Source organism: Micromonospora sp. NPDC005707 (assembly GCF_040631005.1).
Classification (GTDB): Bacteria; Actinomycetota; Actinomycetes; order Mycobacteriales; family Micromonosporaceae; genus Micromonospora.
This window is the reverse complement of record NZ_JBEXYR010000003.1, coordinates 287,812-309,643: the sequence shown is the minus strand read 5'-3', so window position 1 is coordinate 309,643 and position 21,832 is coordinate 287,812. Positions and strand designations below refer to the sequence as shown.

The window sequence follows — 21,832 nt, the reverse complement described above, 5'->3', positions numbered from 1 at the left end:
CGACCGACCCACAGGGCCGACGGGCGCGCGAGTGGCGCCCACGTCGAGTCGTTCGCGGCATCAGCTCGAAAGGCCCGCAGGACCAACTCACGGCCGGGGCCAGCACGGCCAACCCGTCGACGGCCGGGCCCGGCACTGGCACCCCGGCGAAGGCCCGGACCAGCACGGCCACTGTCGCCGACGGCGGGCCGGCGGGTCAGGCCGGCGCGTCGAGCACCCGCTCCATGGCGGCCCGGGCGCGACGGCCGGTGCGCAGGTACTCGTCGAGGAACTCCCCCGGGTCGTCCCCGCCGAGCAGCCGCACCACGCCGGCCAGCTCCACCCCGTGCCGGGGCAGCTGGTCACCGGCCCGGCCGCGGACCAGCATGAGCGCGTTGCGGACCTGGGCGGCGAGCGTCCAGCCGGCCGCCATCTCGGCCGCGTCCTCGGGGTCGACAAGCCCGGCGTCGCGGGCCGCGGCGAGCGCGGCCAGGGTGCTCGTGCCGCGCAGCGCGGGCAGCCGGCCGGCGTGCCGGAGCTGGAGCAGCTGCACCGCCCACTCCACGTCGGCGAGCCCGCCCCGCCCCAGCTTCGTGTGGGTGGCCGGGTCGGCGCCCCGGGGCAGCCGCTCGGTCTCCACCCGGGCCTTGATCCGCCGGATCTCCACCACCTGCTCACGGGTCAGGCCGTCGGCCGGGTGGCGCACCGGGTCGATCATCGCCTCGAACTCGGCGCCCAGGTCGGCGTCGCCGCAGACGAACCGGGCCCGCAGCAGCGCCTGCGCCTCCCACACCTTGGACCAGCGGGCGTAGTACTGGGCGTACGCGGCGAGGCTGCGCACCAGCGGGCCCTGCCGGCCCTCGGGGCGCAGGTCGGCGTCGACCCCGAGCGGCGGGTCGGGGGCGGGCGCGGAGAGCAGCCGGCGCAGCTCCTCGGCGACGGCGTGGGCGGCGGCGGCCGCGCCCTGCTCGTCCGCGCCCGGCGGTGGGTCGTAGACGAAGAGCACGTCGGCGTCGGAGAGGTAGTTCGACTCGCGCCCGCCGAGCCGGCCCATGCCGATCACCGCGAAGCGCAGGCCGGGCGGTCCCGGCTGGGCGGCCCGGGCGGTCCGCAGCGCGGCGGCCAGGGTGGCGTCGGCGACGTCGGAGAGGGCGGCCCCGACCGCCGTGACGTCCGCCAGGGTGGGCACCCGGCCACCGCCGTCCGGCGACCGCGGGGTGAGCGGGGCCAGCGCACCGGCCCGGCTGAGCACGTCGGCGCAGGCGAGCCGGACCAGCTCGCGGCGGCGCAGCGCGCGTACGGCACGGGTGGCCTCGACCGGGTCGTCGTGCCGGGCCGCGGCGGCGGTGAAGCCCTCGCCGAGCACCTCGCGCGGGCGTGGGGTCAGCTCGGTGTCCTCGGCCAGCAGTCGCAGCGCCTCCGGCTCCCGGGCCAGCAGGTCGGCGGCGTACCGGGAGGAGGACAGCACCCGGGCCAGCCGGCGGGCCACCGGGCCGGAGTCGCGCAGCAGGCGCAGGTACCAGGGGGTGCTGCCCAGCTTGTCGGAGACCTGCCGGTAGTTGAGCAGCCCCCGGTCCGGTTCGGGCGCGTCGGCGAACTCGCTGAGCAGCACCGGAAGCAGCGTGCGCTGGATGGCGGCGGTGCGGCTCACCCCGCCGGTGAGGGCCTGGAGGTGCCGCAGCGCCCCGGCCGGGTCGGCGAAACCGAGGATCTCCAGCCGGTGCCGGGCCGCCTCCGGGGTGAGCCGCAGCCCCTCGGCCGGCACCCGGGCGACCGACTCCAGCAGCGGCCGGTAGAGCAGTTTGGCGTGCAGCCGGCGTACCTCGGTGGCGTGGGTGACCCACTCGGCGCGGAACTCCTCGACGGCGCTGCGGCCCGGGGTGGCCGCGTAGCCGAGCGCGGCGGCCAGCCAGCGCAGCGCGGCCGGCTCGGTCGGCACGGTGTGGGTGCGGCGCAGGCCCTGGAGCTGGAGGCGGTGCTCGACGCCGCGCAGGAAGCGGTAGCCGCGCAGCAGCGCCTCCCCGTCGGCGCGGCCGACGTAGCCGCCGGCGACCAGGGCGCGCAGCGCGGGGATGGTGCCCGGCGGGCGCAGCGACTCGTCGACGCGGCCGTGCACGAGCTGGAGCAGCTGGACGGCGAACTCGATGTCGCGCAGCCCGCCCGGGCCGCGCTTGATCTCGCGTTCCAGCTCCTTCGGCGGGACGTGGTCGATGATCTTCCGGCGCATCGCCCGGACGTCCTCGACGGCCTCCGGCCGCTCGGCGGCGGTCCAGACCAGCGGGGCGAGCGCGTCGATCCACTCGCGGGCCAGCGGCAGGTCGCCGGCCGCCGGCCGGGCCTTCAGCAGCGCCTGGAACTCCCAGGTGCGCGCCCAGCGGCGGTAGTAGGCCAGGTGGCTGGCGAGGGTGCGGACCAGCGGCCCCCGGTTGCCCTCGGGACGCAGCGCGGCGTCGACCGGCCAGGCGACCAGCCCGCAGATGTGGATGAGCCGGGTGGCCACCTGGGTCGCGGCGGCCAGGTCGTCGTCGGTGGCGGCGGCGAAGATGACGTCGACGTCGGAGACGTAGTTGAGCTCGTCACCCCCGCACTTGCCCATCGCCACCACGGCCAGCCGGGGCCGGGCCGTGCCCTCCGGCAGCTCGTCGACGGCGATGTCGTAGGCGGCGCCCAGGGTGGCGTCGGCGAGCCCGGAGAGCGCCGCCATGGTCTGCTCCAGGCCACGACCGCCGGTCAGGTCGGCCGCCGCGATCCGCAGCAGCGCCAACCGGTACGCCTGCCGCAGCGCCGGGATCGGGCCGGTGGCGACGGTCAGCCGCGCGGCGGCGGCCAGGTCGAGCCGGCCGTCGGCGGAGGGCGCCAGCCCGTCCGCCTCGGTGGCCAGCACGGGCCACTGGTCGGGGTTGGCCACCAGGTGGTCGCCGAGCGCCGAGGAGGCGCCGAGGACCGCGACCAGGCGGCGGCGCAGCCCCGGGTCGGCGGCGAGCGCGTCCAGCACGGCCGGCTTCTCCCCGGTGCGCCGTTCCGCCTCGACGACGCGGTGCAGCTGGCGCAGCGCCAGATCGGGGTCGGCGGCCCGGGACAGGGCGGCGAGCAGCTCACCGGCCGCCTCGTCGGCGGGTTCCTGCTCCTCGACCCGCCACAGCCCCAACCCGTCCGGACCGAGCAGGTCGGCGGCACGCGGCCCACCGTCGCCCTCGGCGAACCCGTAGCGGGCCAGGCGACCCCGCGCCGGTCGGGTCATCTCAGTGCCCGAGCAGCGGCAGGGTGGGGCGGATGGTCGCGTCCTCCAGCTCACCGAGGGCGAGGGCGGCGAACCGGACCGCGAACGGCTGCCAGACGTCCTCCACGTCGGCCATCACCCGGTCGCAGGCGGCCACCACCAGCTCCGGGTCGTAGCCCAGCTCGGCCAGCAGCTCGGAGTCGCGGGCCCAGTCGGCGATCATCGCGGTGTCGCACTCGATGTGGAACTGGAGCCCCCAGGCCCGGTCGCCGAGGCGGAACGCCTGGTGCGGGTAGCGGGTCGAGGCGGCCAGCAGGGTGGCACCGTGCGGCAGCTGGGTGATCTCGTCGCTGTGCCACTGGAGCACGTCGGGCATCAGCGGTACGTACCGGAAGAGCGGGTCGTTCTCGGCCGCGTCCCGCTTGCCCACCACCCCGGGCCCGACCTCGGGCCCGGACGGGCTGCGCTCGACCTGCCCGGCGTGGGCGGCGGCCAGCAGCTGCCCGCCGAGGCAGACCCCGAGGGTCGGGATCCGCTGCCGGACCGCCTTGCGCAGCAGCCCCTCCAGCGCCGGGAACCAGGGCGCGCCGGGGCTCCCGTCGGCCAGCGGGTAGGCCTGCTGCTCGCCGCCGAGCACCACGAGCGCGACGTATCCGTCGAGGTCGGCCGGGAGCTCGTCACCGGCGTGCGGGCGCAGGACCCACAGGTCCAGGCCCCCCTCGGTGAGCCACTCCCCCAGGCGGCGGAGGTCGTCGGTCGGGTCGTTCTCGATCACCAGCGCGGTCGCCACGACGTCGAGGCTATCCGGTACGCCCGACGACGGCCGGTCCGGCTCGGCCGCACTAGGCTCCCGTCGTGCCCACCGACGACTGCCTGCGCCCACCGGCCCTGCGTCCCGGCGACCAGGTGATGCTGGTCTCGCCCTCCGGCCCGACCCGGCCGGAGCGGGTGGCCCGCGGCATCGAGCTGCTCACCGGCTGGGGGCTGCGCCCCGTGCCCGCGCCGCACGCGTACGCCCGCCAGGGCTACCTGGCCGGCGCCGACGAGCTGCGGGCCGCCGACCTGAACACCGCCTTCGCCGACCCGGAGATCCGCGGCGTGATCTGCACCCGGGGCGGCTACGGCGCGCAGCGGGTGGTGGACCTCATCGACATGGCGGCGGTCCGCCGCGACCCGAAGGTGGTGGCGGGCTTCTCCGACATCACCGCGCTGCAGTTCGCGCTCTGGCGGGGCGCCCGCCTGGCCGGCGTGCACGGCCCCGGGGCGGCGTGGCGGGACGACCGCACCCCGCTCCGCTCGGCGGAGTCGCTGCACGCCGCGCTGATGGCCACCGAGCCGGTGACGATCGAGGCGGTGAAGGAGGAGGAGACGTTCGCGGTCCGGGTGCCCGGGCGGGCGGAGGGGCGGCTGCTCGGCGGCAACCTGTGCCTGATCACCGCGTCGATCGGCACCCCGGACATGCCGGACCTGACCGGGGCGGTGCTGCTGGTCGAGGAGGTGCAGGAGCCGCCGTACAAGGTCGATCGGATGCTCACGCACCTGCGCCGCTGCGGCGCCCTGGACGGGATCGCCGGGGTGGCGGTGGGCCAGTTCACCGAGTGCGCCGACGGCTGGGACACCACGATCACGGACGTGCTCACCGAGCGCCTGGGCGACCTCGGCGTCCCCGTCCTGGGCGGCCTCCCCGTCGGCCACGGCCCCGACCAACTGACGGTCCCGGTAGGCACCCCGGCAGTCCTCGACGCCACCACCGGCACCCTCACGGTCACCCCCGCCGTCCGCTGACCCACCCCCACCCCCCGGGCCCCGGCCCCCGACCCCGCGTCGATCAGGGGGTGAGGTGGGCCACCGCGCCGGTTTCCAGGGCGATCCAGACCGCTCCGTCGGGGGTCACCGTGAGGCCGTGGGGTTCCGAACCCGGGGTGGGCAGGTCGTAGCCGGTGATGTGGCCGGCCTTGTCGATGTGGCCGATGCGGTTGGCGGCCCACTCGGTGAACCAGCAGCCGCCGGCCGGGTCGGCGACGATGGCGTGCGGGCGGGCCGTGCGGTCCGGCAGCGGGAACTCGTCGATCCGGCCGTCCGGGGTGATCCGGCCGAGCTGGCCGGCGGCGATCTCGACGAACCAGAGCGCACCGTCGCCGCCGCAGGTGATGCCGACCGGCCCGGCGGCCTCCGTGGGCAGGGGATGCAGGGCCACCTGACCGTCGAGGGCGACCCGGGCGATCGCGTTCGCCTGGTTGAGGGTGAGCCAGAGGGCGCCGTCCGGCCCGGCGGCCAGCATCGACGGGAAGCCCTTGTCCACCGGCAGTCCGAAGGTGGTGACCGCCCCGTCGACGGTGACCCGGCCGACGGTGTCGTCGCCCATGCCGGCGTACCAGAGGGCGTCGTCCGGGCCGACGGCGAGGCCGCACGGCGCGGTCCCCGGCGGGAGCGCGACGGCGCTGGTCGTCCCGTCGACCGTGATCCGGCCCAGCCGGTCGTCGCCGGAGCGGGTGTACCAGAGCGCGCCGTCCGGGCCGGTGGTGATGATCAGCGGGCGGCTCTCCGCCGGGTCGGCCAGGTAGGTGCGCACCTCCGCGTCCGGGCCCACCCGGGCGACGCCGCCCGTCCCGGCCAGCGTCAGCCAGAGGGCACCGTCCGGGCCGGTGGTGATCCCGTACGGCCCGGAGCCTGGTTCCGGCAGCTCGATCTCACGGATGGAGGGGTTCGTCATGCGGCTTCGCCTTCCGTCGGTGACCGGCCCACCCTCCCGGCCGAAGCAGCCCGTCGCAACTGGTTTGTCCCGGTTCTCGGGGTCGATTGCCAGCGCGCTGACAGGTTCGCCACGGGTTGCCCCCAGCTACGCCGGTCACTGTCGGTGACGTCATCGCACCACCACCGAACAGGAGAACCGCATGATCCGCAGGATGTCGAAGAAGCACCTGCTGGCCGGCCTGGCCGCCGCCGGCGTGCTCGGCGTCGGGATCGCCGCCCCGACGGTGGCGCTCGCCGACGACAAGAGCCCGAGCCCGAGCGCCAGCACGAGCACCGACCAGGGCACCGACCGACAGCAGCAGCGGGCCGACCGGCAGGCCGACTTCGCCGAGGCGCTCGCCAAGGAACTGGGCGTCCCGGCCGACAAGGTCACCGCGGCGCTGGAGAAGCTGCGCGAGCAGCGCCAGGCCGACCGGCCCGAGCGGCCGTCGACCGAGGACCGGCAGGCCGCCCTGAAGGACCGGCTGGACCAGGCCGTCAAGGACGGCAAGCTCACCCAGGAGCAGGCCGACGCGGTGCTGAAGGCCGCCGAGGCCGGCGTCTTCCCGGGCCCGGGCGGTCACGGCCACCGCGGCGGGGACGGCCGCTGGGGCAGGTGACCCGGGTGGCCCCGCCGACTCCTCACCGGCCGCACCTCCCTCCCGGCCGGCTTCGGATCCCCGGCGGGGCCACCCACTGACGTGAAGCTTCGGGTGCGTTTGTTGTCGTCGGGTCGACAACAAACGCACCCGAACGCTCATCCGCCGGCGGGCGGGGTGAAGACGCCGAGGTGGTTCCCCGACGGGTCGAGCAGCTGGGCGTGGGTCAGGCCGCTCGGCGCGCTGCGCGGCGGCACCAGCACCTTGCCGCCGGCCGCCTCGGCCCGCCGGCAGGTGTCCGCCACGTCGGCGACCTCGGCGTAGAAGATCGCGTAGTTCGGCGAGCTGCCGTCGGTGGCCCGGATCGCGCCCCCGATGCCGCGCTCCCCGCCGGCGGCCGTCTGCCGGTACGACGCCCCCGGGCCGCCCTGCTCCTCGAAGGTCCAGCCGAACAGGTCGGCGTAGAAGCGCTGGACCTCCGCCGGACGGTCGGAGCCGATCTCGAACCAGGTCACGGGCGTGCTGGACATGCTTCCTCCTGAGGTTCGTGCCGGCCGGTCGGTCGGCGTCGTCAGGAATCAGCCTCGGCGACCGGCGCGACACCGTCCTGTCGGTGTTTCCCGGGAATCCGGGAATCAGACCAGGCTCAGTGGACGCACCCGCCCGGCGGGGATGTCCAGGTCGTCGGGGCTCAGCTCGCGGGTCACCGGCTCGGCCAGCGGGTGCACCCCGACGATCCGGTCGGTGCGGAAGCAGCGCAGCCCGTCGCGCAGCCGGCACCAGCCCACCAGGTACCAGTGCGTCGCGTTCCCCAGGTAGGCCAGCGGCTCCACGTCACGGGCCGACGTCGCGCCGGCGCGGTCCACGTAGCGCAGCCGGAGCACGCGGCCGGCGGCGACCGCGTCGGCGACGGCGGCCGGGACGGGCACGGCCGGACCGCCGCCGATCAGGTGCACCCGGCCGGCGAGGCGGTGCGCCTCGGCGGCGTCGGCGGGCGGCATCACGGCGACGAGCTTGCGCAGCGCCGCGGCGGCGGCCGGGGCGAACGGCGTGCCGCCCAGCCGGTGCAGCGCGACGGCCATGGCCACCGCCTCGCCGGGGGTCAGGTTGACCGGCGGCAGGGTGCGCGCGCGGTCGACCACGTAGCCACCCGTGCGGCCCGGCTCGGCCCAGATCGGCACCCCGGCACCCTGCAACGCGGTGATGTCCCGCTCGATGGTGCGGGTGCTGACCTCGAAGCGGCCGGCCAGCCACCGGGCGCTGCGGGGCCGCGGCGACACCGCCCGCAGCTCCTCCACGAGGGCGTAGAGACGGTCGGTGCGGTTCACGCCCGGAGGCTATGCCCCCGGTACGACACGCTCAGGCGCGTGGTGCCACGGGCGAAAGCGCCTCCCCCGCCCTGATCTAGAGCGACAGGTAACGCTGCCGCTCGTAGGGGGTGACCTCGCGGCGGTACTGCTCCCACTCGGCCCGCTTGTTGCGCAGGAAGAAGTCGAAGACGTGCTCGCCGAGCACCTCGGCGACCAGTTCGGAACCGGCCATCACGTCGATCGCCTCGGCCAGGTTCTCCGGCAGTGCCGGGTAGCCCATGGCGCGGCGCTCGGCGGTGCTCAGCGACCAGACGTCGTCCTCAGCGCCCGGCGGCAGTTCGTAACCCTCCTCGATGCCCTTGAGGCCGGCGCCGAGCATGACCGCGAACGCCAGGTAGGGGTTGGTCGCCGAGTCCAGCGAGCGGACCTCGACCCGGGCCGAGTTCGGCTTGCCGTAGGCGGGCACCCGGACCAGCGCGGACCGGTTCAGGTGACCCCAGCAGACGTACGCCGGGCTCTCGGTGATCCGGTCCGGCAGCGCCTGCGGGAAGAGCCGCTTGTAGGAGTTGACCCACTGGTTGGTGACGGCGGTGTATTCCCGGGCATGGGTGAGCAGCCCGGCGATGAACGACTTGGCCACCTTGGAGAGCTTCATCGGGTCGCCCGCGTCGTGGAACGCGTTGCGCTCCCCCTCGAACAGCGAGAGGTGGGTGTGCATGCCGCTGCCCGGCTGGTCGGTGAAGGGCTTCGGCATGAAGCTGGCCTGCACCCCGGTGGAGAGGGCGACCTCCTTCACCACGTGCCGGAAGGTCATGATGTTGTCGGCGGTGGTGAGCGCGTCGGCGTAGCGCAGGTCGATCTCCTGCTGGCCGGGGGCCACCTCGTGGTGGCTGAACTCCACCGAGATGCCGATCCGCTCCAGCGCCAGCACCGCCTGCCGCCGGAAGTCGCGGGCCACCGCGTGGGTGGTGTGCTCGAAGTAGCCGCCGGTGTCCACGGGGATCGGCAGCGAGCCGTCCTGCGGGCCGTTCTCCAGCAGGAAGAACTCGATCTCGGGGTGGGTGTAGAAGGTGAAGCCCTTCTCGGCGGCCCGGGAGAGCGCCCGGCGCAGCACGTGCCGCGGGTCGGCCCAGGACGGGCTGCCGTCGGGGAGCAGGATGTCGCAGAACATCCGGGCGCTCTCGCCGCTGACCCCGCCCTCGAAGGGGAAGACCTGGAAGGTGGTCGGGTCGGGCATGGCGACCATGTCCGACTCGAAGACCCGGGCGAAGCCCTCGATGGCCGAGCCGTCGAAGCCGATGCCCTCCTCGAAGGCCGCCTCCAGCTCCGCGGGGGCCACCGACACGCTCTTGAGCGTGCCGAGCACGTCGGTGAACCACAGCCGGACGAACCGGATGTCCCGCTCTTCCAGCGTACGGAGGACGAACTCCTGCTGACGGTCCACTTCCACCCCTCGTGACACGTACGTCCGCGCCGGTCGGCCGGCCGGGCCTGACCGCCCAGTCTCCACCGGGCTCGTTACGCCGACGTTACGCCCCCGGCGTCTCCCGCGTCCGGTCGGATTCGGGCCCTCCGGCTGGGGCAAGATGAGGTCATGCCCACCCTGCGTCTCGCCCTGTGCCAGGTCGACCCGACGGTCGGCGACATCGCCGGCAACGCCGGCATGGTCCGCGACTGGACCCGCAGGGCCGCCGACGCCGGCGCCCAGCTGGCTCTCTTCCCCGAGCTGATGCTGACCGGCTACCCGGTCGAGGACCTGGTCTTCCGCCGGTCCTTCGTCGCCGCCTCCCGGGCCGCGCTGCACCGGCTCGCCGCCGACCTGGCCGCCGACGGCCTCGGTGACCTGCCGGTCCTGGTCGGCTACCTGGACGCGGACGGCCCGCCGCAGGTGAGCGCCGACGCCGAGCCGGGCCGGGGGGCCCGCAACGCGGCCGCGCTGCTGCACGGCGGGGCGGTGGCCGCCACCTACTTCAAGCACCACCTGCCCAACTACGGCGTGTTCGACGAGGACCGCTACTTCGTCTCCGGTGACGCGCTCACCGTGGTCCGGATCGGCGGGGTGGACGTCGCGCTCACCATCTGCGAGGACCTCTGGCAGGCCGGCGGCCCGTTCGCGGTGGCCCGGCAGGCGGGCGTCGGGCTGGTGCTCAACATCAACGGCTCGCCCTACGAGCTGAACAAGGACGACATCCGGCTGCCGCTGGTCCGCCGCCGGGCGGCCGAGGCGGGCGCCACCATCGCATACGTGAACATGGTCGGCGGCCAGGACGAGCTGGTCTACGACGGCGACTCGATGATCGTCGACGCGAACGGCACGCTGCTCGCCCGGGCGCCCCAGTTCGTCGAGCACCTGCTGGTGCACGACGTGGAGCTGCCGCGGGCCGGGGAGCCGGTCGGCGGCGAGGAGATCGCCGACGACATGCGGATCGTCCGGGTCAAGGTCAGCGACATGCTCCCGGCGGCGCCCGCGGGCGATGTCGCGGTCGGCGGGATCTTCGCGCCGGTCGCCGACGAGGCGGAGGTCTGGCAGGCGCTGGTGCTGGGCCTGCGCGACTACGTCAACAAGAACCGGTTCCCCTCGGTGGTGCTCGGCCTGTCCGGCGGCATCGACTCGGCGGTGGTGGCGGCGCTGGCCGTCGACGCGCTCGGCGCGAAGCGGGTGGTCGGGGTGTCGCTGCCCAGCCAGCACTCCTCCGAGCACTCCCGCGCCGACGCCGAGGAGCTGGCGAAGCGCACGGGCCTCGACTTCCGGATCGAGCCGATCCAGCCCATGGTGGACACCTTCCTGGCCAACCTGTCGCTCTCCGGCGTGGCCGTGGAGAACCTCCAGGCTCGCGTCCGTGGCGTGATCCTCATGGCGCTGTCGAACCAGGAGGGCCACCTGGTCCTCACCACCGGCAACAAAAGCGAGCTGGCGGTGGGCTACTCCACCCTGTACGGCGACTCGGTGGGCGGCTACAACCCGGTCAAGGACGTCTGGAAGACGCTGATCTGGCGGCTGGCCAGGTGGCGCAACGCCGATGCCGAGCGGCGCGGTGAGACGCCGCCGATCCCGGAGAACTCGATCGGCAAGCCGCCGTCGGCCGAGCTGAGCCCGGGCCAGCTCGACAGCGACAGCCTGCCGGAATACGACGTGCTCGACCCGATCCTGATCGGCTACGTCGACGGCGACCTGGGGCGGGAGGGCCTGGTCGCGTCCGGCCACGACCCGGCCATCGTCGACCGGGTGCTGCGGATGGTGGATACCGCCGAGTACAAGCGCCGGCAGTCCGCCCCCGGCACCAAGATCTCCATGAAGGCGTTCGGCCGGGACCGGCGGCTGCCGGTCACCAACCGCTGGCGCGAGGACGGCTGATCCGCGCCCGGCGGGCCCGCCGCCGGGAGTGAAATCCTCCACTCCGCCCTGCCCCCGGCCAGTGCCCCGGTGCGACGATCGCGGCGGAACCCGGGGACCGCGAACGCGGCCTCGAGGAAGGAGAGAGTCATGGTGGAGTCCACCCCGACCGAGGTGACCGCCCTCTACGGCGGGCCGGCCACCCGACGGGTCCGCACCCGCGACCTGATCGCCGCCAAGGAGCGCGGCGAGCGCTGGGCGATGCTCACCTCGTACGACCAGTACACCGCCTCGATCTTCGACCAGGCGGGGATCCCGGTGCTGCTGGTCGGCGACTCGGCGGCGAACAACGTCTTCGGCTACGAGACCACCCTGCCGGTGACCGCCGAGGAGCTGCTCCCCCTGGTCCGCGCGGTGGTGCGGGCGACCCGGCAGGCGCTGATCGTCGGTGACCTGCCCTTCGGCTCCTACGAGGAGGGGCCGACGCAGGCGCTGCGGACCGCGGTGCGGTTCATGAAGGAGGGCGGCTGCCACGCCGTGAAGCTGGAGGGCGGCCGGCGCTGCGCCGCCCAGATCGAGGCGATCGTGGGTGCGGGCATCCCGGTGATGGCGCACATCGGCTTCACCCCGCAGAGCGAGCACACCCTGGGCGGCTACCGGGTGCAGGGCCGCGGCGACACCGCCGAGGAGGTGATCGCCGACGCCCGTGCGGTGGCCGAGGCGGGCGCCTTCGCCGTGGTGCTGGAGATGGTGCCCGGCGAGGTGGCGAAGCGGATCACCGCCGAGCTGCCCATCCCCACGGTGGGCATCGGCGCCGGCCCGGACACCGACGGGCAGGTGCTGGTCTGGCAGGACATGGCCGGGCTGCGGACCGGCAAGGCCCCGCGCTTCGTGAAGCGCTACGCCGACCTGGCCGGCGCGCTGACCGACGCCACCCGCCGCTACGCCGAGGAGGTGCGCGGCGGTCAGTTCCCGGCCGCCGAGCACACCTTCTGACCGGAAGATGGGCGGCGCGGCTCGCGGGCCGCGCCGCCTGGCCGCGTCAGACCACGCAGAACTCGTTGCCCTCCGGGTCGGCCAGCTGCGCCGAGTAGTAGCCGTTGTCGAGGTCGTCCATCGACCCGAGCACCCGCGCGCCCAGGGCGGTCAGCCGGGCCACCTCGGCGTCGACCCGGAGCCGCCGCTCGGCCACCGGCACCCCACGTCCGCCGCCGACCTTCAGGTCGATGTGCAGCCGGTTCTTGATCGTCTTGGCCTCGGGGACGGGCTGGAACCAGATGCGCGGGCCCGCGCCGGTCGGGTCCTCCAGGCGGTCGGCGCAGTCGCCCTCGCCGAGCTCCTCAGCCGGGATGCCGACCGACAGGTACCAGTCCCGCCAGGTCGGCTGCCCGTCGGGCGGCGGCTGCGGCCGGTAGCGCAGCGCCTCGGCCCAGAACGCGACGAGCCGCGACGGCTCCCGACAGTCGATCACCAGTTGCCATTCCATGCGGCGATGGTGCCGCACGGGTACGACGTCACAGGTCGGTGACGCGGATGCCGGCGTGCGCCTTGTAGCGCTTGTTGATCGCGATGAGGTTGGCGGTGAACGCCTCGATCTGGTGGGCGTTGCGCAGCCGGCCGGCGTAGATGCCCCGCATCCCGGGGATCCGGGCGGCCAGCGCGGCGACCACGCCGACCAGCTCCCGGTCCTCGGTGCAGATCAGCACGTCCAGGTCGATCCGGTCGACCTCCGGGTCGGCCAGCAGGGGCGCGCTGACGTGGTTGAAGGCGGCGCAGACGCGGGAGTCGGGCAGCAGCGCGGCGGCCTGCTGGACGGCGCTGCCCTCGGCTACGGTCAGCGCGTACGGGCCCTGCTTGTCGAAGCCGAGCGGGTTGACGCAGTCGATGACGATCTTGCCGGCGAGCGGGCCGGCCAGCGCACCGACGACGGCGGCGTGCCCGTCCCACGGCACCGCCACGATCACCACGTCGCTGCGGCGGGCGACCTCGTCGTTGTCCGCGCCGGACACGGCGGCGCCGGCCGGCACGCCGGGCAGGGCGGCGATCTCGGCGGCGGCCTGGGCGGCCCGGTCGGCGGCGCGGGAGCCGATCAGCACGGTCTGCCCGGCCCGGGCGAACCGGTAGGCGAGACCCCGCCCCTGGTCGCCGGTGCCACCGATGATGCCGACGGTCAGCCCGGAGACGTCGGGCAGCGTGGTCGCGTCGTAAGCCATACGGGTCATCCTCGCAAAGGTCACCGCACGGCGGCGCGGCCGGGCGCTGTGACAATCCCCGCGCTCCGCGGGCTCACGCCTTCTCGAAGGCGACCTTGCGCTGGTCCGGGTCGGCGACGGTCAGGCGGACCCGGACGCGCTCGCCGAGCGGCAGGTCGCCGGTGCAGCGGGCCCGTACCGGCGGCTCGTCCAGGGCGACGGTGCCGCCGGGCGGGCGCCCCGGACGGCCGTTGCCCGCCGGGCGCGGCTCGTCGACGTCCACCACCGCCGCCTCGAAGGTCTCGCCCACCCGGTGCGCCAGCAGCACCGCCTCGGCCAGCTCCACCGCGCCCCGGGTGGCCGCGGACGCGGTCCGGTCGGTGGTCGCCATCACCTCGGGCAGCTTCGGCAGCGCGGCGCGGACGTGCTCGGGCACCTCCCGGCCCTCGTGCAGGGCCAGGCAGACCTCGGTGGCGTACCGGTCGGCGAGCCGGCGCAGCGGCGCCGTCACGTGGGCGTACGCGGCGGCCACCCCGCCGTGTTCCGGCTGCTCGGGCAGCTCCCCGTCGAACGCCGTGTACGCGGCACCGCGCATCAGCTCGGCGGCCTGGTCGACGAAGGCGGCCGCCCGGGCCTGCGAGGCGTCCAGCCCGGCGAGCACCGCGCCGACCGTGGCGCCGGCCGGCCAGGGCACGCCGAGCGGCCCGGCGGCCAGCCGCAACCGGTCGACCGCCTCCGGCCGGGGCGGTGGCATCGTGCGCAGCAGGCCGACCCGGCCGGCCAGCATGAGGTCGGCGGCGGCCATCCCGGTCAGCAGGGAGATCTGGGCGTTGTGCTCCTCCATGGGACCGGGCCCGCGCAGCACCAGCCGCCAGCCGTCGCCGTCCGGCTCGACGTCCTGCTCGGGCAGCGGCAGGTTGATCGCCCCCCGGCGCAGCCCACGGGCGGTGAGCAGGGCGCCGATCTCGGGCAGTAGGGCGATCGGCTCGGGCAGCCGGCCGGCGTCGGCGTCGCGCTGCACCCCGGAGTAGTCCAGCTTGGCCCGGCTGCGCACCCGGGCCCGTTCCAGGTTGACGGCGACCGTGCCGCCGTCGGCGTCGAGGTCGATGGTCCACAGCACCGCCGCCCGGTCGGCGTCGGGCAGCAGGCTGGCCGCCCCCTCGCTGAGCGTGTGCGGGTGCAGCGGCACGTTCCCGTCGGGCAGGTAGACGGTCTGCCCCCGGCGCCAGGTCTCCGCCTCGAGCGCCCCGCCGGGGCGGACGTGGGTGAACACGTCGGCGATCGCGTACCGGATGCGGAAACCGCCACCGGGACGGCGGGCAAGGTGCATGGCCTGGTCGAGGTCGCGCGAGGTCGCCGGATCGACGGTGACGAAGGGGACGTCGGTCCGGTCGGCCACGGCGGGCAGCGGCGCGGCGGCGGCCGCGTCGGCCTCGCGCTGCGCCGCGGCCGGGAAGTCTTCGGGAAGTCCCAGCTCGCGGCGCAGCGCGCCGAAGTCGATGCGGGGCGCCAGTACGCGTCGGATCACCACGGGGTCAATCCTGACAGCGCCCCGCGTGATCCGCTGACCGGCGCGCGCCGGTCAGCGGCGGACGCCCGCCGTCAGGCGGCGGACCTGCGGGCCGGCGCCTTGCGCGCGGTGGTCTTCTTGGCGGCCGTGGTCTTCTTGGCCGGCGCCTTCTTCGCCGCGGTGGTCTTCTTCGCGGTGGCCTTCTTGGCGGGCGCCTTCTTCGCCGCCGTCTTGCGCGCCGCGGGGCGCGTCGAGGCGGTGGTCTTCTTGGCCGGCGCCTTCTTGGCGGCGGTGGTCTTCTTCGCGGCCGTGGTCTTCTTGGCCGGGGCCTTCTTCGCCACGGTGGTCCGCTTCGCCGCGGTCGTCGTCTTCCTCGCCGCGGTGGTCTTCTTGGCTGGCGCCTTCTTCGCCGCGGTGGTCTTCTTCGCGGCGGCCTTCTTGGCGGTGGCCTTCTTGGCCGGCGCCTTCTTGGCGGTGGTCTTCGTGGCCGGCGCCTTCTTGGCGGGCGCCTTCCGCGCCGCTGACACGGCCTTCCGGGCGGTCGCCTTCTTCGCGGTGGCCTTCTTCGCCGGCACCCGGCCGGCGCCGGCGCCGGAGGCGTTCGGGGACGCCTTGGTGGCCGTCGTCCTGCCCGCGGTGGTCCTCTTCGCGGTCGTCCGTTTCGCGGCCGGGCGGGTGGCCTGCTGTGCTTCGGCCATCTCGGTTCCCTTTCCTGGGGACGTGCTCTCGCCCTCGCGGAGCACGGATCACCTCGACGCGGGCCGTCCCGCGCCGTCTACCTGTCCTCCCCGGCCCAACGGGCGTCCTCGGCCTCCCACGCTTCGTTGCGCTGCCGCACCTGCTGCAGGGCGTTCTCCGCGTCGGCGGCTGAGGCGTACGGTCCGAGAACGTGCTTCGCGGGACACACGTCGGCATCGGTCTCGACCCGGTGGTGACGGGTGCACCAGTAGTAGTGCCCGCCACCACGTCCGTCGTCGCTCATGCGATCACTGTGCACCGCGAAGCGCCCGGCCGCCACCGGAACGCCGTAAATAGTCGCCGATGTCCTCCACAGTAGACCTGGTCAGGGCGGTTCCGGGCCGGAACGGCCGAAGACGGGGCAGCCGGGTGCCGGGTCGAGGGCGCACAATCCCGGGGTGCGGTTCGGGGGAGGACGGTCGGCACGCCGGCGGGGCCTGGTGGCCGGCGTGGCGCTGGCGGGGCTCGTGGCGGTCGGGCTGACGGTGGGGGTCCCGCTGCTGCGTGACCGGTCCCAGCACCGGCTGGAACGCCGGGCCGACCGGGAGGTGACGGCCACCGCCCAACGCACCCGGGCCGTTCTGCTGGCCGAGCCGGCGGCGCGGGAGGCCGACCTGCGGGTCGCCGCCGACACGGTGGACGGCGTCGAGGTCCTCTCGGCGGCCGTGGGCGCCGCCGAGGTCCGGCTGGTCTTCCGGGTACGCGTGGCGAAGACCGCCGCGTCCGTGTTCGGCTGGCAGCGGGCCGAGGCCGCCGCCTGTTTCGCCCAGTCGGTGCGCCCGGGGGCCGCCCCCGCCCCGCTGGAACGGCTGCCCTGTCCGGGCTGACCGGCGCCCTCCCCCGAACGGCCGGTACCACCGGCGGCCGGGTCCGGACAGGATCACCGCTCATGATCACCACAATGGCCGGCACGGGGGCGTGTCCGGAGTGCGGGGCGGCGACCGTGTCGATCCGCGAGGCGCTGCCCTGGTGCGCCGGTTGCGAGTGGAACCTCGACGGATACGACCGGGCCCGCCAGGCGCCCGAGCTGGGCTGGTCCTGGATCGACCGCCGGACCCACCGGCTGGCCGCCCGGCTGACCCGCCAGCAGTACGCGGCACTGGCCGGCCGGCCGCTGAAGTCGACCGGGTGGAGCCTGGCCGGCGCGCTGACCGTCGGCATCTCGATCCTGCTCCTGGTCGGGGTGCTGGCCCTCGCGGCGCTCGGGGTGTGGCTGCTGTTCGCGTTCCCGTTCCCGAACTTCGCCATCGTCGTGGGGCTGGCGCTGATCGGGCTGGCGCTGGTGCTGCGCCCGCGCTTCGGCCGGGTCCCGCCGGACGTGGACGTGCTCACCCGCGCCGAGGCGCCTGAACTGCACGCCCTCGTCGAGGAGGTGGCGAGCAGCATCGGCGCCCCGGTGCCGCACGTGCTGGGGGTCGACAGCGACCTCAACGCGTACGCGACCGCCGTGGGCCCGCGCCGGCGGCGGCTGCTGTGCCTCGGGCTGCCGCTGTGGGGCGCTCTCGACGGGCCGGCGCGCGTGGCGTTGCTCGGTCACGAGCTGGGCCATTTCGTCAACGGCGACGTGCGGCGCGGGCCGCTCACCCAACCCGCGCTGAACATGCTCGGCATCGCCGCCGACCTGTTCCGGCCGGCGCCCGGCACGTACGGCGTCGGGCTGCTGGCGCTGATCGGCGAGTGGCTGGGCCGGATCCTGTCCGGGACGCTGTCCCGGCTGCTCTTCGTCGGCCACCTGGCCCTGGCCGCCACCGCGCTGCGCGGCAGCCAACGGGCCGAGTACCTGGCCGACGAGATGGCCGCCCGGGCGGCCGGCACGGCGGGCGCGACCCGCCTGCTCGACGTGCTGCTCAGCACCGAGTCGGTGGCGCTGGTGGTGCGCCAGGCCGCCCGGGGCGGACACGGGCCGGCGGCCTGGCGGGCCGGGACGGCCCGCTCGCTGGCCGCCGCGAACGACCGGCTGCCGCTGGTGCGCCAGCTCTCCGTGCGGGAGGAGATGTCGCTGTTCGCCACCCATCCCCCTGCCGGCCTGCGCCACCGGATGCTCACGGCGCGGTCCTGGCAGGACCCCGCCGTGGTGCTCACCGACGCCCGGGCCGAGCGGATCGACGCCGAGCTGGCCCGGCACTACGAGCGGGCCGGCCGGATCGTGAGCTGGGCCGGCTGACCTCGCCGGGAGCCGGCCGGTTCCGGTGGTGGCCGGCTGACGTCGACCCGGGCCGGTCCGTCGCGTGGCGGGCCGGCCGGTGGTGTCAGGTGGGTGCCGGCACGGGCTCCGGCACGGGTTCGGCGGCCGGCGCCGGGCGGGCGGCGGCGACGGTGTAGGCCACCGCGTACGGGGTGCAGGCCAGGTAGAAGACGGGCTCGATGAGCACCCGGTCGGTGATGAGGAACCGTTCCCAGGCGGTCGGGCGGGGCAGCCCGAGCGACGAGTCGGTCCAGCAGGTGAGCAGCCACAGCGGGGCGGAGACCCGGTCCACGGTGTCCTGCGGCGTCCCGTCGGCGACCGGCCCCACGGGTGCCGCCGGGATGGCGGAGACCACCGCCAGGACGACCGCGGCGTCGGCCGCGACCAACGCGCCCAGCACCCCGACGGCCCAGGCCAACCGGGTCCTCCCCCGGCGGGCCAGGAGCCCCGCACCCCAGAGGGCCGGCACCAGCAGGGCGAGCCAGAGCAGCAGCCCGGGAACGGTGCCCGGCAGGCCCTGCTCACCCCGGCGGCCGAACGCGGCGAGCACCACCGCCACGGTCAACCCGATCGGCAGCACGACGCCGAGCGCGGTGGCGAGCGGCACGGTGCGTACGGTCCGTCGCGCGGCGCGGGTGACGAGGAGGGCGAGCCCCGCGCCGGCCCCGGCCGTGAGGCCGGACCAGAGCGGCAGCTGCGCCGCGGCGGCCCAGGCGACGCGGAAGCCGAGCATGGCGTACGCCAGGCTCATCACCACGGCGGCGACCCCGACGACCGCGACGCACGCCGGCGGGGCGAGCAGCAGCAGCCGGGCGGTGCGCCACAACCTCCGCTGCAGCACGGCCCGGTCGACCACCGGCGACCCGGCCCGGCTGGTGGCGAGGCTGGCCGCGAAGCGCAGCATCCGCCACCGCTCCCCGCGCCCGGCCAGGACGTGCAGCTCGGCGTCCCACTCGCGGATCAGCTCGGCGCGCAGCTCGGCCGGCCAGCGCCGCGCCGCCGCACCCAGCAGGAGACCGGCCAGCCGGCGGGTCACCACGCCGGGGCTCCGGTCGGCTCGGCCCCGCCCCGGGACGTCCCGCCCTCCGGGGCGAGGGCGCGCAGCTCGGCCAGCGCGAGCCGGGCCGCACGCACCCCCTCGCCGGTGAGCCGGTAGTAGCGGCGCGCGGGCCGGCCGGCGGCGACCGGGTCGACCTCCTCCCAGTCGGCGGACAGCCAGCCGGCCGACCGGAGCCGGTGCAGGACGGGATAGAGGGTGCCGCTGGGCAGGCCGGTGAGCTTCATGAGGTCGAGCCCGTAGCGCGGGGCCTCGGGCTCGGCGAGGAGCGCGGAGAGCACCTTCGCCACCGGGATCGTCAACCGCATGAGGGTGACTGTATCGGAACCCTACATAGGGGTGTGCCCCACGACCTGCTGGAGGAAGGCGGCCAGGTTGGCGGTGGTCCGGTCGATCTTCTCGGCCAGCGTGATGGACTCGTCGAGGCGCCGCCCAGCGTTCTTCCTTCCTCGCAGGTAGAGCGAGCAGGCGAGGTCGGTGCAGAGGTAGCTGCCGACCGAGTTGCCCGCCCGCCCGTCCGGCCCGGCCTTGCGGGCGGTCATCAGCGAGACGCCGTCCCCGGTGTGTGTGGTCAGGCAGAGCGAGCACATGCTGCGCCGGGCCCGCCCGGCCTGCGACGCCACCCGTAGGGCCACCCCGAGCAGCCCGGCGCCGGACTCGGCGACCAGGTAGGCCCGGTCGGCCCCGGCCGGGTCGCGCCAGCCCAGGAAGTCGAGGTCCGTCCAGGGGCGCTCGGCCAGATCCCGGGGCAGGGCCAGGCGCTTCGCCTCACCCTTGGTGCAATTGACGAAGGAGGCCCGAATGGCGGGCTCGAACAGGGGTGTCATAGGCGCTAGTCTAGACCCCCTAGGTAAAAGGCTAGGGGAACTAGACGTGGGGTGGGACACATGGCCCGTACGGGGTTGACGGTCGAACGCCTGATCCAGGCTGCCGCGGAGATGGCCGACGAGGTCGGCTTCGAGAACGTGACCGTCTCGGCGCTCGCCCGCCGGTTCGGGGTGAAGGACGCGAGCCTGTACTTCCACCTGAGAAACGCTCGGGAGCTGCGCGTCCAGGTGGCGATGCTGGCCTTGCAGGAGATGGCCGACGCGGCCGCCGACGCGCTCGCCGGACGGGCGGGCAAGGACGCGCTGGTCGCCTTCGCCAACGCCTACCGCGACTACGCCACCCAGCACCCCGGCCGGTACGCCGCCGCGCAGCTGCAACTCGACCGGGAGACGGCCGAGGCGAGCGCGGCCCGGCGGCACGCGGAGATGACCCGGGCGATCCTGCGCGGCTACCAGCTGGCCGAGCCCGACCAGACGGACGCCGTACGCCTGCTGGGCAGCACCTTCCACGGATACGTGACGCTGGAACGGGCGGGCGGCTTCCGCCACACCCCGCGTACGACGGACGCCACCTGGTCCCGCACCCTCGACGCCCTCGACGCCCTGCTGCGGAACTGGCCGCCGCAGTGAGGGCGGGTCAGCGGGGCAGCCGGCGGACGGCCAGCAGGGCGATGTCGTCGGTCGGGTGCTCGGTGTCCAGGGCGGCCATGACGGTGGCGGTCACCGTGTCGACGGGAGCCAGCGGGACGGCCGCGGTCAGCCGGGCCACACCGGCGTCGAACAGCTCCCCACGCCGCTCGACCAGCCCGTCGGTGTAGGCGACCAGGACCGAGCCGGGCGGGAAGTCGACCCTCGTGGTGTGCCGCACCCGGCTCCGCCCGCCGGTGCCGAGCGGCGGATCGATGCGCGCGTCGAGCAGGGCGTTCGGTCGGCCGGGCAGGGCCAGCACCGGACGCGGATGGCCGGCCACGGAGACGTGCAGCGTCTCCCGGTCGGGGGAGATCATCGCGTACAACGCGGTGGTCAGGCTGCCGGCCTCGAAGTGGACCACCTTCCGGTCGAGCAGGGTGAGCGCCTCCGCCGGATCGTCGGAGACCAGCGCGTAGGCGCGCAGCGCGCTGCGGACCCGACCCATCACCACGGCGGACTGGAGGCCGTGCCCGGAGACGTCGCCGACGACCACGCCCAGCCAGCCGGACGGCAGGTTGAAGACGTCGTACCAGTCGCCGCCGACGCCGGAGGCGTGGCCCGGCACGTAACGGCCGGCCAGTTCCAGGTCGGGCAGCTGGGGCAGCTCTGCGGGGATCAGGCTCCGTTGCAGGGCCAGCGCGGCGGTCTGGTCGAGGGTGTTCGCCCGGGCGCTGCTGGCCAGGCTCACCCGGTCGGCGACCAGTTCGAGCAGGCGAACGTCTTCGAGGTTGAACTGACGGGGCGACAGGGTGCCCACGTGCAGCACGCCGACGAGCTCGCCCCGGGCCATGATCGGCACGCCCAGGAGGGACTGCAGGCCGATCTCCAGCAGCACCGGGTTGACGACGTTGTCGGAGGTGACGGTCTGGACGATCACCGGCCGCCGGGTGAGCGCGACCTGGCCGGCGAACCCGCGGCCGATGGAGACCCGGAAGCCCTGCCGGACCTCCTCCTCCAGACCCCGGGCGGCGGTGGCCACCAACTGCTGGGCGCGCACGTCGAGCAGGAGAATCGCGGCCGTGTCGACCCGCAGCAGATCACGCACCCGGTCGAGCAGCTCGTCGAACAGGTCCGCCACATCGAGTCGGGACAGCGTCGCGTCGGTCACCGCCTCGACACGGCGCAACCACTGGTCGTCCCGCAGGACCTCCGCCCGAACCACCCCACGATCCTAGTTGCGCCCTGACAAATTTCGCTTCCGGCAACCGTTGAGACGGCCGTCCCAGCAGCTGGTGGGAACCGGACATCCGGCGCGTTGGGCCACGGACGAATCGACCGGTACCCCGGATTCTAGTCGTTGAGCTGGGAGAGCGCCGCTGCTGCTTCCGTCAGCCGGCCGCCCCGCGCCCTGGCCTGGAATGCGCACGGAAGCCTGCCGGCACTCTCCGGGTGAGTGGAACGAGCTCTCGTAGCGGTCGCTGGCGTCCAGCTCGACCGGGTTCTTGTCCGCTCGCCATC

22 protein-coding genes are annotated in these 21,832 nt (G+C 75.0%); 7 read left to right on the top strand and 15 right to left on the bottom strand.

The window, feature by feature from the left end:
* Positions 1 to 196 precede the first annotated feature (196 nt).
* Both ABZ452_RS06650 and ABZ452_RS06645 read right to left on the bottom strand, forming a co-directional pair.
* A complete protein-coding gene (locus ABZ452_RS06650; RefSeq protein ID WP_357939637.1) occupies positions 197 to 3,220 on the bottom strand; it encodes a bifunctional [glutamine synthetase] adenylyltransferase/[glutamine synthetase]-adenylyl-L-tyrosine phosphorylase in 3,024 nt (1,007 codons plus the stop codon).
* 1 nt (position 3,221) lies between these two features.
* Complete coding sequence (locus ABZ452_RS06645) at positions 3,222 to 3,989, bottom strand: type 1 glutamine amidotransferase (protein WP_357939635.1); 768 nt, start codon at positions 3,987 to 3,989, stop codon at positions 3,222 to 3,224.
* Between the two features lie 65 nt (positions 3,990 to 4,054).
* Between ABZ452_RS06645 and ABZ452_RS06640 the strand changes: the two genes are divergently transcribed.
* Positions 4,055 to 4,984 carry an LD-carboxypeptidase gene (locus ABZ452_RS06640; protein WP_357939633.1) on the top strand — a complete coding sequence of 310 codons (930 nt, stop codon included), beginning with the start codon at positions 4,055 to 4,057 and terminating at the stop codon, positions 4,982 to 4,984.
* Between the two features lie 43 nt (positions 4,985 to 5,027).
* Here ABZ452_RS06640 and ABZ452_RS06635 read toward each other — a convergent pair whose 3' ends face one another.
* Complete coding sequence (locus tag ABZ452_RS06635; protein WP_357939631.1) at positions 5,028 to 5,912, bottom strand: virginiamycin B lyase; 885 nt, start codon at positions 5,910 to 5,912, stop codon at positions 5,028 to 5,030.
* Positions 5,913 to 6,093: 181 nt separating this feature from the next.
* Between ABZ452_RS06635 and ABZ452_RS06630 the strand changes: the two genes are divergently transcribed.
* The gene (locus ABZ452_RS06630) at positions 6,094 to 6,552 is read left to right on the top strand and encodes a hypothetical protein (protein ID WP_357939629.1); all 459 of its coding nucleotides are present in this window, start codon (positions 6,094 to 6,096) and stop codon (positions 6,550 to 6,552) included.
* 137 nt (positions 6,553 to 6,689) lie between these two features.
* On the opposite strand, the gene ABZ452_RS06625 is transcribed toward ABZ452_RS06630, so the two are convergent.
* From ABZ452_RS06625 to glnA, 3 genes are all read right to left on the bottom strand, one after another.
* Positions 6,690 to 7,061: a VOC family protein gene (locus ABZ452_RS06625; protein WP_357939627.1), complete on the bottom strand. Its 372-nt coding sequence runs from the start codon at positions 7,059 to 7,061 to the stop codon at positions 6,690 to 6,692.
* A gap of 105 nt (positions 7,062 to 7,166) precedes the next feature.
* Positions 7,167 to 7,859, bottom strand: a complete 693-nt coding sequence (locus ABZ452_RS06620) for a WYL domain-containing protein (RefSeq protein ID WP_357939625.1) — start codon at positions 7,857 to 7,859, stop codon at positions 7,167 to 7,169.
* A 76-nt stretch (positions 7,860 to 7,935) separates the two neighbouring features.
* Complete coding sequence (gene glnA, locus ABZ452_RS06615) at positions 7,936 to 9,285, bottom strand: type I glutamate--ammonia ligase (protein ID WP_357939623.1); 1,350 nt, start codon at positions 9,283 to 9,285, stop codon at positions 7,936 to 7,938.
* Positions 9,286 to 9,435: 150 nt separating this feature from the next.
* Here glnA and ABZ452_RS06610 point away from each other — a divergent pair, with 150 nt between their 5' ends.
* Entirely contained in the window at positions 9,436 to 11,196 is a 1,761-nt protein-coding gene (locus ABZ452_RS06610) for an NAD+ synthase (protein ID WP_357939621.1), read from the top strand.
* Between the two features lie 129 nt (positions 11,197 to 11,325).
* Positions 11,326 to 12,171: a 3-methyl-2-oxobutanoate hydroxymethyltransferase gene (panB, locus tag ABZ452_RS06605; RefSeq protein ID WP_357939619.1), complete on the top strand. Its 846-nt coding sequence runs from the start codon at positions 11,326 to 11,328 to the stop codon at positions 12,169 to 12,171.
* A gap of 46 nt (positions 12,172 to 12,217) precedes the next feature.
* Here the strand turns inward: panB and ABZ452_RS06600 are convergent, their stop codons facing one another.
* The 5 genes from ABZ452_RS06600 to ABZ452_RS06580 all read right to left on the bottom strand — a co-directional run bounded on the left by ABZ452_RS06600 (position 12,218) and on the right by ABZ452_RS06580 (position 15,859).
* Positions 12,218 to 12,661: a VOC family protein gene (locus ABZ452_RS06600; RefSeq protein ID WP_357939617.1), complete on the bottom strand. Its 444-nt coding sequence runs from the start codon at positions 12,659 to 12,661 to the stop codon at positions 12,218 to 12,220.
* Between the two features lie 28 nt (positions 12,662 to 12,689).
* Positions 12,690 to 13,388 (bottom strand): NADPH-dependent F420 reductase, encoded by a 699-nt coding sequence (npdG, locus tag ABZ452_RS06595; protein WP_357939615.1) that lies wholly within the window; start codon positions 13,386 to 13,388, stop codon positions 12,690 to 12,692.
* Between the two features lie 73 nt (positions 13,389 to 13,461).
* Entirely contained in the window at positions 13,462 to 14,898 is a 1,437-nt protein-coding gene (locus tag ABZ452_RS06590; protein WP_357939613.1) for an RNB domain-containing ribonuclease, read from the bottom strand.
* 71 nt (positions 14,899 to 14,969) lie between these two features.
* Positions 14,970 to 15,575 (bottom strand): histone, encoded by a 606-nt coding sequence (locus tag ABZ452_RS06585; protein ID WP_357939611.1) that lies wholly within the window; start codon positions 15,573 to 15,575, stop codon positions 14,970 to 14,972.
* Positions 15,576 to 15,652: 77 nt separating this feature from the next.
* Entirely contained in the window at positions 15,653 to 15,859 is a 207-nt protein-coding gene (locus ABZ452_RS06580; RefSeq protein WP_357939609.1) for a hypothetical protein, read from the bottom strand.
* A 154-nt stretch (positions 15,860 to 16,013) separates the two neighbouring features.
* Between ABZ452_RS06580 and ABZ452_RS06575 the strand changes: the two genes are divergently transcribed.
* Both ABZ452_RS06575 and ABZ452_RS06570 read left to right on the top strand, forming a co-directional pair.
* A complete protein-coding gene (locus tag ABZ452_RS06575; protein ID WP_357939607.1) occupies positions 16,014 to 16,442 on the top strand; it encodes a hypothetical protein in 429 nt (142 codons plus the stop codon).
* Positions 16,443 to 16,504: 62 nt separating this feature from the next.
* Entirely contained in the window at positions 16,505 to 17,779 is a 1,275-nt protein-coding gene (locus ABZ452_RS06570; protein WP_357939605.1) for a M48 family metalloprotease, read from the top strand.
* Positions 17,780 to 17,864: 85 nt separating this feature from the next.
* Here the strand turns inward: ABZ452_RS06570 and ABZ452_RS06565 are convergent, their stop codons facing one another.
* Genes ABZ452_RS06565 through ABZ452_RS06555 form a run of 3 tightly spaced genes read right to left on the bottom strand, consistent with a single transcriptional unit; the run spans position 17,865 to position 19,684 of the window.
* The gene (locus ABZ452_RS06565; protein WP_357939603.1) at positions 17,865 to 18,839 is read right to left on the bottom strand and encodes a hypothetical protein; all 975 of its coding nucleotides are present in this window, start codon (positions 18,837 to 18,839) and stop codon (positions 17,865 to 17,867) included.
* A complete protein-coding gene (locus ABZ452_RS06560; protein ID WP_357939601.1) occupies positions 18,833 to 19,165 on the bottom strand; it encodes a PadR family transcriptional regulator in 333 nt (110 codons plus the stop codon). The genes ABZ452_RS06565 and ABZ452_RS06560 overlap by 7 nt, the downstream gene beginning before the upstream one ends.
* A gap of 21 nt (positions 19,166 to 19,186) precedes the next feature.
* Positions 19,187 to 19,684 (bottom strand): FBP domain-containing protein, encoded by a 498-nt coding sequence (locus tag ABZ452_RS06555; protein WP_357939599.1) that lies wholly within the window; start codon positions 19,682 to 19,684, stop codon positions 19,187 to 19,189.
* A 60-nt stretch (positions 19,685 to 19,744) separates the two neighbouring features.
* Between ABZ452_RS06555 and ABZ452_RS06550 the strand changes: the two genes are divergently transcribed.
* Positions 19,745 to 20,314 carry a WHG domain-containing protein gene (locus tag ABZ452_RS06550; protein ID WP_357939597.1) on the top strand — a complete coding sequence of 190 codons (570 nt, stop codon included), beginning with the start codon at positions 19,745 to 19,747 and terminating at the stop codon, positions 20,312 to 20,314.
* Between the two features lie 7 nt (positions 20,315 to 20,321).
* Here the strand turns inward: ABZ452_RS06550 and ABZ452_RS06545 are convergent, their stop codons facing one another.
* On the bottom strand, positions 20,322 to 21,536 hold the full coding sequence (locus ABZ452_RS06545) for a GAF domain-containing SpoIIE family protein phosphatase (protein ID WP_357939595.1): 1,215 nt from the start codon (positions 21,534 to 21,536) through the stop codon (positions 20,322 to 20,324).
* Positions 21,537 to 21,832 lie beyond the last annotated feature (296 nt).

Excerpts from the sequence above, each read along its gene's own strand:
- ABZ452_RS06555 (WP_357939599.1), bottom strand. The coding sequence starts at position 19,684 with ATGACACCCCTGTTCGAGCCCGCCATTCGGGCCTCCTTCGTCAATTGC.
- ABZ452_RS06550 (WP_357939597.1), top strand. The coding sequence starts at position 19,745 with ATGGCCCGTACGGGGTTGACGGTCGAACGCCTGATCCAGGCTGCCGCG.
- ABZ452_RS06625 (WP_357939627.1), bottom strand. The coding sequence starts at position 7,061 with ATGTCCAGCACGCCCGTGACCTGGTTCGAGATCGGCTCCGACCGTCCG.
- ABZ452_RS06585 (WP_357939611.1), bottom strand. The coding sequence starts at position 15,575 with ATGGCCGAAGCACAGCAGGCCACCCGCCCGGCCGCGAAACGGACGACC.
- ABZ452_RS06650 (WP_357939637.1), bottom strand. The coding sequence starts at position 3,220 with ATGACCCGACCGGCGCGGGGTCGCCTGGCCCGCTACGGGTTCGCCGAG.
- ABZ452_RS06630 (WP_357939629.1), top strand. The coding sequence starts at position 6,094 with ATGATCCGCAGGATGTCGAAGAAGCACCTGCTGGCCGGCCTGGCCGCC.
- ABZ452_RS06610 (WP_357939621.1), top strand. The coding sequence starts at position 9,436 with ATGCCCACCCTGCGTCTCGCCCTGTGCCAGGTCGACCCGACGGTCGGC.
- ABZ452_RS06580 (WP_357939609.1), bottom strand. The coding sequence starts at position 15,859 with ATGAGCGACGACGGACGTGGTGGCGGGCACTACTACTGGTGCACCCGT.
- ABZ452_RS06600 (WP_357939617.1), bottom strand. The coding sequence starts at position 12,661 with ATGGAATGGCAACTGGTGATCGACTGTCGGGAGCCGTCGCGGCTCGTC.
- panB (WP_357939619.1), top strand. The coding sequence starts at position 11,326 with ATGGTGGAGTCCACCCCGACCGAGGTGACCGCCCTCTACGGCGGGCCG.
- ABZ452_RS06570 (WP_357939605.1), top strand. The coding sequence starts at position 16,505 with ATGATCACCACAATGGCCGGCACGGGGGCGTGTCCGGAGTGCGGGGCG.
- ABZ452_RS06635 (WP_357939631.1), bottom strand. The coding sequence starts at position 5,912 with ATGACGAACCCCTCCATCCGTGAGATCGAGCTGCCGGAACCAGGCTCC.
- npdG (WP_357939615.1), bottom strand. The coding sequence starts at position 13,388 with ATGGCTTACGACGCGACCACGCTGCCCGACGTCTCCGGGCTGACCGTC.
- ABZ452_RS06560 (WP_357939601.1), bottom strand. The coding sequence starts at position 19,165 with ATGCGGTTGACGATCCCGGTGGCGAAGGTGCTCTCCGCGCTCCTCGCC.